The 12,973-nt window shown below is 54.1% G+C and carries 10 protein-coding genes; 3 read left to right on the top strand and 7 right to left on the bottom strand.

The window, feature by feature from the left end:
* Window position 1: 1 nt before the first annotated feature.
* On the bottom strand, window positions 2-1,294 hold the full coding sequence (locus tag EFO84_RS03430; RefSeq protein WP_127346677.1) for an LCCL domain-containing protein: 1,293 nt from the start codon (window positions 1,292-1,294) through the stop codon (window positions 2-4).
* A gap of 107 nt (window positions 1,295-1,401) precedes the next feature.
* Between EFO84_RS03430 and EFO84_RS03425 the strand changes: the two genes are divergently transcribed.
* Window positions 1,402-2,766, top strand: coding sequence for an MBL fold metallo-hydrolase (locus EFO84_RS03425; RefSeq protein ID WP_127346676.1), 1,365 nt, complete (start codon window positions 1,402-1,404; stop codon window positions 2,764-2,766).
* Between the two features lie 45 nt (window positions 2,767-2,811).
* Here EFO84_RS03425 and EFO84_RS03420 read toward each other — a convergent pair whose 3' ends face one another.
* From EFO84_RS03420 to zwf, 6 genes are all read right to left on the bottom strand, one after another.
* Window positions 2,812-4,953: a putative bifunctional diguanylate cyclase/phosphodiesterase gene (locus EFO84_RS03420; RefSeq protein ID WP_127346675.1), complete on the bottom strand. Its 2,142-nt coding sequence runs from the start codon at window positions 4,951-4,953 to the stop codon at window positions 2,812-2,814.
* A gap of 108 nt (window positions 4,954-5,061) precedes the next feature.
* On the bottom strand, window positions 5,062-5,691 hold the full coding sequence (locus tag EFO84_RS03415) for a bifunctional 4-hydroxy-2-oxoglutarate aldolase/2-dehydro-3-deoxy-phosphogluconate aldolase (protein WP_127346674.1): 630 nt from the start codon (window positions 5,689-5,691) through the stop codon (window positions 5,062-5,064).
* A gap of 2 nt (window positions 5,692-5,693) precedes the next feature.
* Complete coding sequence (locus EFO84_RS03410) at window positions 5,694-6,704, bottom strand: glucokinase (RefSeq protein ID WP_240642638.1); 1,011 nt, start codon at window positions 6,702-6,704, stop codon at window positions 5,694-5,696.
* A complete protein-coding gene (gene edd / locus EFO84_RS03405) occupies window positions 6,701-8,524 on the bottom strand; it encodes a phosphogluconate dehydratase (RefSeq protein ID WP_127346990.1) in 1,824 nt (607 codons plus the stop codon). Before edd ends, EFO84_RS03410 begins: the two co-directional genes overlap by 4 nt.
* 29 nt (window positions 8,525-8,553) lie before the next feature.
* A complete protein-coding gene (gene pgl / locus EFO84_RS03400; protein ID WP_127346673.1) occupies window positions 8,554-9,291 on the bottom strand; it encodes a 6-phosphogluconolactonase in 738 nt (245 codons plus the stop codon).
* Window positions 9,291-10,757: a glucose-6-phosphate dehydrogenase gene (gene zwf / locus EFO84_RS03395; RefSeq protein WP_127346672.1), complete on the bottom strand. Its 1,467-nt coding sequence runs from the start codon at window positions 10,755-10,757 to the stop codon at window positions 9,291-9,293. Before zwf ends, pgl begins: the two co-directional genes overlap by 1 nt.
* Window positions 10,758-10,869: 112 nt before the next feature.
* Here zwf and hexR point away from each other — a divergent pair, with 112 nt between their 5' ends.
* Both hexR and gap read left to right on the top strand, forming a co-directional pair.
* Window positions 10,870-11,745 carry a transcriptional regulator HexR gene (gene hexR, locus EFO84_RS03390; protein WP_127346671.1) on the top strand — a complete coding sequence of 292 codons (876 nt, stop codon included), beginning with the start codon at window positions 10,870-10,872 and terminating at the stop codon, window positions 11,743-11,745.
* Between the two features lie 115 nt (window positions 11,746-11,860).
* Window positions 11,861-12,937, top strand: a complete 1,077-nt coding sequence (gene gap, locus EFO84_RS03385) for a type I glyceraldehyde-3-phosphate dehydrogenase (RefSeq protein ID WP_127346670.1) — start codon at window positions 11,861-11,863, stop codon at window positions 12,935-12,937.
* Window positions 12,938-12,973: the final 36 nt, after the last annotated feature.

Genomic DNA, 12,973 nt, shown 5'->3' with positions numbered 1-12,973 from the left:
GTTACATTTTTTCTATTAATTCCATGGTGTAATACTCGTAATTCGAGTAACTCTGCGAAGTCACGCCGTTACGGGTGGTGCCCGGGCGATCGGGGCGGGTATTCTGCCGTAGCCGGGTGATTTTTATCACCCCAAACTCGCCCGCTTTAAGCAGTCCTGCATGCACCGCAGCGGTTCCCGGATTGCTACCAGAGCTGTATTCGCCATCACCCCACAAATCGCCACTGGCATGCGCATCAATCCAAAACAGTGCAAAGGTATTGTTCTGCAGAGGCAAGCGGTCAAAGCGATAACTCGCCTCAAGTGGCTTATGGGTATCAAGCAACTGCTGATAACGCTGCACTTGCGCAAGTCGCGGCTCATTCACGCCTTTTTGCAATTGCGTGGTGTACTCGGTACCGCGGCGCGAGCCGTCAAAACTCAGCAAACCGTCGGGTGAAAAACGCAGCGAGCTGGTACGATATATGGTGAAATTGGTCGGCTCAAATTTGGTATCACGAACCAAGTTGACGACCACATGGCTGGCATCATTAGCCACCTTAAAGGTCATCGGGATCTCCTGTTGCAGCCATGGCGTGTCATAGTCATACATCACTACGGTGCCTTCGCCAAAGCCACCGGTAGCCGGCGGAAAGGTCAATTCAAACGCCATCTTGCGGCCATCGCGACTGGTAAATATGCCACCGTTGTATAAGGTTGGATTGCGGCTTGACCAGCTGCCTTCAATACGTGCTAGTAGCTCGTTAATTTTAGCTTGCTTAGCGGCTTCGGCTTCAGCGGCCAAACGCTCAGCTTCCTGTTGTGCTAAGCGCTCACGTTCTTGCTGCTCGTCAATAAGGCGTTGATGCTCAGATGAATCAGCAATAACAAACCCGTTAACACCAAAGGCGCTCTCTGCCGCGCCACTAATACGTGGAATATCAAAGCGTTCAATCTCAACCCGCCAGCTCTCACCGCGTGGCGTAGAGCGCGTGATCAATGAACCGGTAAAGCGATCGCCATCTTCAGCCGTCTGCTTCACCACCGCCACATCACCTATGCGGCCAACGCGCTCGTAAAAATTCTCGGTAAAGCGTAACTCAACCTTTGACCGCGCACGAAACTCTGGCTCAATTTGGTCGCCGACATTCTCGGTCACCTCAATAGTGACATCGGTGACTTCAATACCGCGATCAATACGCATTTTAAGGGCATCAGCTATTTGCTCTTCCGATGCACCTTCCGAACTGCCCGAGCACGCGCTAAGCAGCAACAGAGCGCTGACCGCAGAGGTCAGCCAGATAGACGTTCGCATTCGTTTTCTCCTCGTTGTTGTTTATTTGTTATTTAGCGTATATTGACCCATAGGTCAATAAAACATCACCCTTAAGGGGCAGGCACTTAACGCAAAGGAGATGCTTCATGCAGGTCATCCATCACGGCGCACACCGCGGCGTCACGGGCTCATGTCATCAGCTGATAATCAATGAGCAGCAGTCGTTACTGGTCGATTGCGGCCTATTTCAGGGCACCGACGAACTTCAAGGGGCAGGCAGTTACCAACAGGGGGCTTATCTGCCTGCCCCTTATCAGGATGCCAGTGACCTGCGTGGTCTTATCATCACCCACGCCCACATTGACCACGTTGGCCGACTACCGGAGTTGCTTGAGGCTGGCTTTAACGCACCAATATATTGCACCGAAGCCACCGCGCTACTGCTACCGATTGTGATGGAAGACGCGCTCGGGCTGACCCGCCGTGATAGCGATCGCAGCAACCAACTGCTGCTAAAAAAAATGCGCCGCTTACTGGTACCGTTGGCCTATGACAGTTGGCAGGATCTGCAACCACTGCCGGTGCGCTTACGACTGCGGCAGGCCGGTCATATTCTCGGTTCGGCCTATGCTGAAATTGACCATGACAACGGCTATCGGGTGGTATTTTCCGGCGATATCGGCTGTAAAGATACGCCATTACTGCCCGACCCCACACCGCTAGAACGTGCTGACTTGCTGATTTTGGAGAGCACCTATGGTGATCGCAATCACGACGATCGCAGCAGCCGCCAGCAGCGCCTTCAGCAGGTCATAGAGCGCGCCATTGAAGATGCTGGCAGTGTGTTGATTCCGGCCTTTAGTATTGGCCGCACGCAGGAATTGTTGTATGAAATTGAAGACATCATTGCTAGCAATCCGCACTGGCGCAAAATGACAGTGATCCTCGATTCGCCGCTGGCACAGCGCTATACCGCGCAATACCGCAGCTTGAAACGGTTATGGGATAATGAGGCAAAACAACGACTTGACGCTAACCGCCAGCCCCTTAATTTTGCCCGGTTGCATGTTGTGGAGAGTCATCAGGAGCATGAGAATATTGTTGGCTACCTGCAGCAGCATGGCGACCCATGTATTGTGATTGCCGCTAGTGGCATGTGCACCGGTGGTCGCATCGTTAATTATTTGAAGGCGTTACTACCCGACCCGCGCACTGACGTGCTGTTTGTTGGCTATCAAGCGGAGGGAACGCCGGGGCGCGAGATCCAGCAGTACGGTCCTAAGGGCGGTTATGTGGTGCTCGACCATGAACGTATTAGCATCGCTGCGCGCATTCATACCCTTGGTGGCTACTCCGCCCATGCCGACCAGCGCGAGCTGCTCGAGTTTATGCAAACCACCGTAGCACCCGTCAAAGCAGTGCGGCTGGTGCATGGTGAACTACCTGCCAAACAAGCCCTGGCCGCGCAAATCGCCGCCCGCTTCGGCTTAGTCGCCGACTACCACCGCTAACCAGAACTGCTAAGGGGCAGGCACTTAAGGCTAAGGGGCAGGCACTTAACCAATCAGCGGCTTAATATCCGCTGGCAACCCCGGCTTGGCAATGTGGAAGCCCTGAATTCGATCACAACCAAGCCGTTGCAACAGCTCAAATGTAGCGACATCTTCAACGCCCTCAGCGGTCACCTCAATGCCGAGCACATGCGCCAGCTCAATCGACGACTTTACAATGGCACGATTGCGCTCATTGGTGATGACATCGCACACAAACGACCGATCGAGTTTAACTTCGCTCACCGGAAACAGGCTCAGGTACGACAACGACGCATGGCCAGTGCCGAAATCATCGACGCTGCATTGAATGCCAATGGCGACTAGCTCGTCGAGAATACCGCGGGCTTGCTGGGAATCCTCAAAAAATCCGGTTTCGGTAATCTCAAAGCACAACTGCCGAGGGTCAATGCTGGCGACACTGTCGCGCACAAAACTGACAAAGCCCGGCTCTAACAAATCGTGCGGGGTCACATTAATGCTCAAGCGTTGCAAGTCAGGGCCTAACAGCTGTTGCTGCAAAACTCGTACCGATTCGGCAATCACCCAACGCGTTAACTGCGTGATCAACCCCGCATCTTCCAGCAAACCAATAAAGCGCAATGGCCCCAACAGACCGCGCTCAGGATGTTGCCACCGCACTAGCGCCTCCGCCGCATCGATCTTACGGCGACGAGCATTAAACTGTGGCTGAAAATGCAACACAAAGTCGTTGTTACCGCGCCGAGCAAACTCGCGTAATAGCAGCAAATCTTCCGGATCTGGTTCAAAATCCTGCTGATATTCGAGCCAATGATAGCCATGACCTTGGGCATAAGATAACGCCGTTAAGGCGCGCCGACTGAGCTCCTCAGCATCCACCCCGGGCTCCCTCACTGCTAAACCCATGACTTCACTGGGGTCAATGTCGACCACATCAATGGCTAATGGCGTCGCGATAAAGTGGAAAAACTCGTCAATGTCCGACAACTCATTCACCCACAGTGCAAATAGCCCCGCGCCAAAATGGGATTTTTCAATCACCCGCGGGTTGTCCAAGCGCCGAGCAAAACTCTGCAACATGGCTATCGAGGTTTGGTACGAAAAAGCTGTCATCACGCTATCTAAATTATTAATTCGTACCGCCACCAGCACGCCATTTTCACCACGACTGAGACGCTGATTAACGCGTTCCACAAATTCATTGCGCCGCAATAAACCAGTAAACAAATCATGCGATGCCACAAATGCCAGCTGGCGGCGCAACTGCAATAACCACACTAAGCCCGCCAGTGCTAAGGCCAACAATAGCGCCAATAACCATGCAAACTGCTGCAGATAATCGACGAGCGTTTTGGGCTGCCATTCAAGGTAGGGTAGCCAGCGCTCGTACACCTGCTGATAGCTGCCGTCGATAATGATCTCCGCTAACGCAGTATTCAATAGCTGCAAGGTTTTGCTATCGCCCTTTTGCACACCAAAGGAATATGGTTGCGGCCAGAATGGTGGGCTCGCTTGATGTAAATCGAGTTCATAATCGGCAATCAAATGCCGAGAAGTGGCAATTACCTCAATACACGCATCGGCCTGCTGTTGCGCGACCAATTGCAAACAATGTAATTCATCGCGCGCCAATACGGTGTTGACGCTATAGCCGTTGGCGAGCAATTCGAGCTGTGCATAAGCACCCTCCACCACCGCCACGCGACGCTCGCCAAGCTGGTCGATACGGCCATAAAAGCGCTCGTTGGTGCGGGTGAAAATAGCATGAGCGACATAGTAAATCGGTGCGGTAAAGTCGTACCATTGCTGTCGTTGTTCGCTGGCAATAAGTGCCACAGCTTGTACTTCGCCGTTGCGCACAGCTTCTAGCGCATCATTCCAGCGCTGCAACTTATGCTCGGCGGTGAAGATGCCCGTTGCCGCCATCGCCTGCTGCAGCTCCAGCAAAAAGCCAAGGGGCTGGCGGTTAGTGTCAAGCCATTGTAATGGTGGGTAAAATTCTGAACCGGTGAAGATGATATGGGGCGTGTCCGGGTTAAGTGCCTGCCCCTTAGCGTTAAGTGCCTGCCCCTTAGCAGTGGAGCCATGGGCGCTGGACATAAGCAAAGCTGAGCTGACCGCGGCCAACCAAAGAATTAAGCATAATCCTGCCTTGCTCCGAGCCATTCCATTGCACTCCAAGTCATTTCAACAGCTTGATAGTAGCGCTTATTTCCTGAAAAAGCTAAGGGGCAGGCACTTAAGCGCGAACCCCTTAAGTGCCTGCCCCTTAGCCTAGGGGTTGGTGGCGGCGGCGGTGACGGCAGCCCAGTCTTTCGCGGCGATAGCGGCGCGCGGTAAGATCCATGAGCCACCCACGCAGGCCACATTCGGCAGTGCTAAGTAATCGCGATAGTTACCGGCATGAATGCCGCCGGTGGGGCAAAAGGTTATGTCGGGGAACGGCCCGGCAATAGCTTGCAGCATACGCACACCGCCAGCGGCTTCGGCTGGGAAAAATTTCAAGTGGGTGTAGCCATGCGAACGCGCCAGCATCAGCTCCGAAATAGTCGCCACGCCGGGGATCAAAGCAATATCGCCGGCCGCACCAGCGGCCAACAACGGCTCTGTAATGCCTGGGCTAATGGCGAATTGCGCGCCTGCTGCCTGCACTTGTGCCAGTTGCTCCGGCGTTGTTACTGTACCAGCGCCGACCACCGCATCGGGGAGCGCGTCACTCAACAGCGCGATGGCCTCTAGCGCCACCGGAGTGCGCAAAGTCACCTCCAGCAGTCGTACATTTGCCGCCAATAAAGCTTGTGCCATGGGTAGTGCATCGGCCAGATCGTCAATTACAATCACCGGCACCACCGGCCCTAAGGCAAACAATTCAGCCGGCGCTATGCGCCATTGTGGAAAACTCATGCTCAAGCTCCTCGCTGCTGCAATGTTTGTTTCAAATATTGACCAACGCCGCGCAAACCGGCGTATTCGGCGGTGATGACAAAGCACGGAATGGCTTCGGCCACTTTACAAAAGCGCCCCTTATGCTCAAACCGCGCCCGAAACTCCGAAGTCACCATCATGCGCAGCAATTTTGGCACCACGCCACCAGCGATATACACGCCACCACGGGTATTCAGGGTGAGCGCCAAGTTGCCAGCAAAGCTCCCTAAACTCGCAAAAAACACGTTCACGGTCTCCAGCGCCAAGGTGTCGATACCACTGAGCGCGCGCTGACCAATTTTGGCCGCGCTTAACGGCGATACATTGCGGCCATGATAATCCGCCAGCGCCAAATACAAAGTCTCAAGGCCCGGCCCCGAAAGCACCCGCTCGGCCGACACCCGGCCATAACGGTTTTCAATAAAACGGTGCACCGCCCACTCTTTTTCCGTGGTTGGCGCCCAATCAACGTGCCCACCCTCGCCTGGCAGCGGCATCACATCGCCATTACTCAGGGTAATTAAATGGCCAACGCCCAAACCAGTACCCGCACCGACCACTGCTTTAGGCGCTCCGCGCTCAATATCACCGCCGCCAATTTGCGTCAGTTCGTGCGCTTCTAGCGTCACCAAACTCATCGCCGCTGCGGCAAAGTCATTGAGCACAATAAAGGTTTTCAAGCCCATGGCTTTGCGCACACCACGAATAGAAAACTGCCAATGATGATTGGTCATATGGATAGAATCAGAATCCACCGGGCAGGCAATGGCAATGGCCACATGCACCAATGGCACCTTTTGCTGCTCGCGGTAGGCCACCATCACATCGGTGAGCGTCGGAAAATCAGCGCATGGGAATACCTGAATATGATCAAGCTCAAAGGTATTCAAATTGATTCGACAAAAGCGCGCATTGGTACCGCCAATATCGGCTACCACGGCATAATCTTGATTACTCAGTTCGGCTTTTTCAGCTGCAGCAATAGACGTCATAGCGGCTCTCCGGGAAATAACGCACAGGCACCCTGCTCGGCGCCGCTTAGTTGTAATCTAAAGCCGCCAAATAACTCGCGGCCCATGCCGTAATGGCTGGCGGTTAAATCACAGGTTACCTGAGCGCGACTAGCAAGTTCAGCGGCATCTACCAGTAGTTCCAGCACCCCAGCATCGCCATCCACACGGATCAAATCACCATCCTGAACTTTCGCCAACAAGCCGCCATCGAGCGCCTCAGGGGTCACGTGAATAGCCGCCGGCACCTTACCCGAAGCGCCGGACATGCGACCGTCGGTGACCAGCGCCACTTTGAAGCCGCGTTGCTGCAACACCCCAAGTGGCGGGGTTAATTTATGCAGCTCTGGCATACCAATGGCTTTGGGCCCTTGAAAGCGCACCACCACTACGCAGTCACGATCGAGCTGACCGGCTTGGAAAGCAGCGTCGAGCTCATGCTGTGAAGAAAACACCACCGCCGGCGCGGTCACGGCGCCAACACCCGCCGGTAAGGCCGAGGTCTTCAGCACCGCGCGACCTAAATTACCTTGCACCAAGGCTAGCCCACCATGATGACTAAATGGTTGCTCGGCACTGCGCAACACATCGGTGTCGAGCGACTGTTGCGGGCCCGGTCGCCACACCAGTTTGCCGTCGTGCAGCTGCGGCTGTTCAGTGTAGCGGCGCAAACCATGGCCGATGACCGTGTCCACATCCTCATGCAATAAGCCAGCATCGAGCAGTGTGGCAATTAAATAAGCCATGCCGCCAGCGCGTTGAAAATGGTTAATGTCGGCCTCGCCGTTGGGATAAATGCGCGTCAACGATGGCGTCACTTGCGATAACTCAGCAAAGTCATTCCAATCAATCACATAGCCAGCGGCGCGAGCAATGGCAACCAAATGCATGGTGTGATTGGTCGAGCCGCCGGTCGCTAACAAGCCAACAATGCCGTTGACCAAACTCTTAGCATTGATGAGCTGGCCAATTGGTCGATAATCCGTGCCTAAATCGGTTATGCGAGTAATTTGCTGCGCTGCTACGCGGGTTAATTCATCACGCAGTTCAGTACCCGGATTGACAAACGAGGCGCCGGGCAAGTGCAGGCCCATAATTTCCACCACCAGCTGATTCGAGTTGGCGGTGCCATAAAAAGTACAGGTGCCAGCGCTATGGTACGACGCCGACTCGGCTTCGAGTAATTGCTCTTTACTGGCTTTGCCTTCTGCGTACAGTTCGCGCACGCGGGCTTTTTCTTTGTTACTGATACCCGACGGCATTGGCCCCGCGGGCACAAAAATAAACGGCAAATGACCGAAACTAAGCGCACCAATCAGCAGCCCGGGGACAATTTTGTCGCAGATACCGAGCATCAAACCGCCGTCGAACATGTTGTGCGACAAGCTCACGGCAGTGGCCATAGCTATCACATCGCGGCTGATTAAGCTCAGCTCCATGCCTGGCTGGCCCTGGGTTACGCCGTCGCACATGGCTGGTACGCCGCCCGCGACTTGCGCCACGCTACCCACGGCACGCACTGCCTCTTTGATACGCTCAGGGTAATCGTGATAGGGCTGATGCGCCGACAGCATGTCATTGTAAGCGGTTACAATGCCGATATTGGCCTTGGTTAAACTGCGCAAACCGCCCTTGTCGGCTTGCCCGCAAGCAGCGAAACCGTGGGCTAAGTTGCCACACGACAACGCACCGCGATGCGGCCCCTTACGCCGCGCTTCGGCCATACGGCGCAAGTAGTCGGCCCGCAGTTGCTCGCTGCGCGCCTCAATGCGTGCGGTCACTGCCGCGATAGTTGGATGCAGCTGCGGCTGCACGGTATCAGAAGCCATGGTTAAACCTCATTCGTTTCGGCGCGCGGGGCCGCCAGCATCACCGTAACCGGCACCTGCTGTTGGCGCAAAAACGCGCGTATCGGCATTGCGGTGTCCGGCCCCTGTAGCAGCGCTTGCTGAAGCACTGCTGCCTTACTGGCGCCAGACACATGAATATAAATGTGACGACTGTTGAGCAGCCGTTGTTTGCTGAGCGTAATACGTTGGTGCGGCGCCGTAGTCGGTTGCACCAGTAGCGCATCATCGCTGGTGGTCAAGCCGTGTTGCAGCTCAGCGCTGCATGGAAACAGCGACGCCGTGTGGCCATCATCGCCCATCCCCAAGATCACCACATCAAAGGTCGGCAACGAGGCCAGCCGCTGTTGCACCTCGCTGAGACTACCACCGAGGCTGATAAGGCTAAGGGGCAGGCACTTAAGGGCCGAGCCCTTAAGTGCCTGCCCCTTAGCAGTTTTCTGCCCCTTAGCAGTTGCGAGGTGTTCTAGAACTAGGCGTTCGTTGCTGGCGTCGTGGTCGAGGGGCACGCGGCGATCATCGGCGAGGCACACAGTCACGCGCGACCAGTCCAACGGCAACTGCGCCAATTGCTCAAACAGTGGAATCGGTGTGCGGCCGCCGGAGACCACCAAATAAGCATGGCCGCGAACGTCAATGGCGCCCTGTAACTGCTGCTGCAACATCGGCACGAAGGCCGCCAGCAACTCAGCGTCGGAAGCAAAATTGCGTACTGCCAACATCACGACTCATCCCACTGGCGGCCATCTTGCGCCAGCAAATTCACCGCCGCGACTGGACCCCAGGTGCCAGCCTGATAATTCTTGGGTAGCTCGGCCGAATTATGCCAAGCCGCCAACACGCCATCGATAAAGCGCCAAGCATGCTCAACCTCTTCACGATGCACAAACAGATATTGATTACCCTCAATCGCTTCGAGCAGCAGCCGCTCATAGGCATCGGCAATGCGATGGTGCTCAAAGGTTTCAAAGAAACTTAAATCCAGCTTGGTGGTTTGCAATTGCATTTGCTTGCCCAAGCCCGGCACTTTGTTGAGCATCTGAATTTCCACGCCCTCGTCAGGCTGCAAGCGAATAATCAATTTATTAGCCGGCAGCTCACTTAATGTTTCGTAGAAAATATTGTGCGGTTGTGGCTTAAAACTAATCACCACTTCGGTGCGTTTTTCTGGCATGCGCTTGCCGGTACGCAAATAAAACGGCACTCCCGACCAACGCCAATTATCAATATGCACCTTCAGCGCCACGAAGGTCTCGGTAGCACTACGACTACGCGCGCCTTCTTCCTGTAAATAGCCCGGTACTTTCTGATCAGCCACAAAGCCGGCGGTATACTGGCCACGCACGGTATCATCACGCACGTTGCTTACGGTAATAGGCCGCAACGACTTCAAGACTTTGAGTTTTTCTTCGCGAATGTTTTCCGCGTCAAGCCGGGTAGGCGGCTCCATCGCAATCAATGACAACACCTGTAATAGGTGATTCTGCACCATATCGCGCAGTTGCCCAGCGTCGTCGTAATAGCTCCAACGCCCCTCCACACCAACCTGCTCGGCGGCGGTGATTTGCACCGAATCAATCGCGGTGTGGTCCCAATGCGACGAAAACAGTGAATTAGCGAAGCGCAGCGCCAACAAATTCAGTACCGTTTCTTTACCCAGATAATGGTCTATACGGTAAATTTGCGACTCGTCAAAGTAGCGCCCAACATGTTGGTTAATACGTTTTGACGAGGCTAAATCGTGGCCCAGCGGCTTCTCCAGCACTACCCGTGCCGGCGCTTCGGTCAAACCAATACTCGCCAGGCCATCACAAATCACCGGAAACAAAGCTGGCGGCGTGGCGAAATAGCTGATCACCGTACGGCTAGAACTATCCACATGATCGGTCAACGCGGCATAGGCCTCAAGCTCGGCCAAATCAATGCCGCAGTAACTGAGGCGCGCACAAAAGCGTTCAACCACCGCCTCATCCAGCGGCTCTTTGGTAATAAACTTACCTAAACTGTCGGCAACCCGTTGGCGGTATTCACTGACCGACAGCCCATCCCGAGCCACCCCAATAATGCGGCTGGCATCGTGCAATAACCCAGCACGGTCCAGTTGGTAGAGCGCTGGTAACAGCTTGCGGCGGGCCAGATCGCCCAAAGTTCCAAATAAAATAAGGTCACATGGAGCTGCGGTGGTCATGAATTTCCTCATGATTATGTAATTTTCCAACAAATCAGGTAGGATGCTATCAGCGAAATCGATTCAAATCCAATAAATGTAATTAAATTACAAAAACGCTCGGAACATCGTGATGAACCTAATCGATAAAATGCACCGCGACATGGCGCAATTCAGCAAATCGGAACGCAAAGTAGCAGCGGTCATTCTGCACGACCCGAAAGCTGCAATTCATAAGAGCATAGCGGTATTAGCCAAACTCGCCAATGTTAGTGAGCCAACGGTGAATCGTTTTTGTCGGCGCTTGGATACCAAAGGCTACCCAGATTTCAAATTGCTGCTGGCCCAAAGCCTCGCCAAAGGCACGCCGTTTGTAAATCGTCACGTCGAGCAGAGCGACAGCACCGCTGAATTCGCCAGTAAAATTTTCGAATCGACCATGGCGGCGCTGAACATCACCCGCAAACACATTGATCTCAATGCCCTTGAGCAAGCCATTGACGCCCTTAGCCAAGCACCAAAAATTTCATTTTTCGGCTTTGGTGCCTCAGCCTCGGTAGCGCACGATGCGCAAAACAAATTCTTACGCTTCGACACGCCGGTGTTCTTTTCTGACGACTTATTGATGCAACGCATGACCGTCACCAATGCCCGCAAAGGCGACGTGGTGGTGTGCATCAGTCACACTGGGCGCACCAAAGCCTTGTGCGAAATAGCCGGTATCGCGCGGCAAACCCAAGCCACCGTGCTCGGTATTACCGCCGCTGATAGCCCACTAGCACGCGAATGCAACATTGTACTGTCCACCCAAGTTCCCGAAGATACCGACGTGTACATGCCAATGGCCTCGCGTATCGCCCAGTTAGTGCTGATTGATGTGCTGATCACTGGCTATACCCTGCGCAGCGGCCCAGACTTCCGCGACCGCCTGCGACTCGTGAAAGAAAGCCTGCGTGATTCACGCTTCAGCCGCGAAGACGCGCCTCAAAACCCCACCGATAGCGACTAAAATGTAATTATTTTACATTTTTACACCGAAAAACTTGATCATTTGCCACCAAAGTGTAATTTAATTACAGAATGGAGCGCAATAAGCGCCAGCAACAGCAAGTAAGAGGTGTCACATGACTATTCGAGTCGCAATTAATGGCTTCGGCCGCATCGGCAAAAATATCGTTCGCGCGTGGATTGAGCGCCAGCTCGACCAAGATATCAGCATCGTCGCCATTAACGATCTCGGCGACCCAGCCATTCACGCCCACCTACTCAAATTCGACTCGGTGCACGGCATCTTCCCCGCCACCATCACTGCTAAGGGGCAGGCACTTAACATCAATCACCACGAAATTCAGATGTTTAGCGAACGTGACCCTGAGCAATTACCGTGGCAAGAACTGCATATCGACCTAGTCATGGAATGCACCGGGCTGTTCACTGAGCGCGACAAGGCCGCAGCGCATCTGCGTGCCGGTGCCAAAAAGGTGTTGATCTCGGCACCAGCTAGCGGTGCCGATGCCACCATCGTGTACGGCGTCAACCACGACACTCTCGACAGCAACATGACGATTGTCTCCAACGCCTCGTGCACTACCAACTGCCTGGCGCCCATTGCCCTGCCATTACATCAGCAGTTAGGCATTGAACATGGCTTGATGACCACCGTACACGCCTTTACCAACGACCAAAACCTCACCGATGCCTATCACGGCGATATGCAACGGGCACGCGCTGCCGGTAGTAGCTTGATTCCGTCAAAAACCGGAGCAGCTGCCGCCGTAGGCTTGGTGATCCCGGAACTACAAGGTCGTTTTGACGGTCTTGCCGTTCGCGTCCCCACACAAAACGTGTCGCTGGTTGACTTGAACTTTATTGCCAGCCGCGACACCAGCGTACAAGAAGTCAACGACATTATCCGCACGGCCGCCCAGCAAGCACCGTTAAACCAAGTGCTCAGCGTCAACGAACTACCGCTGGTTTCGATAGATTTCAACCACAACCCCAGCTCAGCCATCTTCGATGCCAAACAAACCCGAGTTAACGGTCGCTTGGTAAAAATTATGGCGTGGTATGACAACGAATGGGGTTTCAGCCAGCGCATGTTGGATACCTGTCTAAGTTGGATGCAAGTGCATAAAAACCAACAAAAACAGCCGTTCAACCAACGCTCACAGGTGCAATTAAGCGCAGTTGTTAATCACTAAAAAGTGTCACAATGTGTAGTTTTTAAACATTGGTGA

It is taken from the genome of Pseudidiomarina mangrovi, from assembly GCF_003999375.1.
Lineage (GTDB): Bacteria > Pseudomonadota > Gammaproteobacteria > Enterobacterales > Alteromonadaceae > Pseudidiomarina > Pseudidiomarina mangrovi.
This window is presented reverse-complemented; position numbering and strand designations above follow the sequence as displayed.

Bases quoted from the DNA above. Each gene is read 5' to 3' on its own strand.
- EFO84_RS03430 (WP_127346677.1), bottom strand. From the start codon at position 1,294: ATGCGAACGTCTATCTGGCTGACCTCTGCGGTCAGCGCTCTGTTGCTG.
- EFO84_RS03425 (WP_127346676.1), top strand. From the start codon at position 1,402: ATGCAGGTCATCCATCACGGCGCACACCGCGGCGTCACGGGCTCATGT.
- EFO84_RS03420 (WP_127346675.1), bottom strand. From the start codon at position 4,953: ATGGCTCGGAGCAAGGCAGGATTATGCTTAATTCTTTGGTTGGCCGCG.
- EFO84_RS03415 (WP_127346674.1), bottom strand. From the start codon at position 5,691: ATGAGTTTTCCACAATGGCGCATAGCGCCGGCTGAATTGTTTGCCTTA.
- EFO84_RS03410 (WP_240642638.1), bottom strand. From the start codon at position 6,704: ATGACGTCTATTGCTGCAGCTGAAAAAGCCGAACTGAGTAATCAAGAT.
- pgl (WP_127346673.1), bottom strand. From the start codon at position 9,291: ATGTTGGCAGTACGCAATTTTGCTTCCGACGCTGAGTTGCTGGCGGCC.
- zwf (WP_127346672.1), bottom strand. From the start codon at position 10,757: ATGACCACCGCAGCTCCATGTGACCTTATTTTATTTGGAACTTTGGGC.
- hexR (WP_127346671.1), top strand. From the start codon at position 10,870: ATGAACCTAATCGATAAAATGCACCGCGACATGGCGCAATTCAGCAAA.
- gap (WP_127346670.1), top strand. From the start codon at position 11,861: ATGACTATTCGAGTCGCAATTAATGGCTTCGGCCGCATCGGCAAAAAT.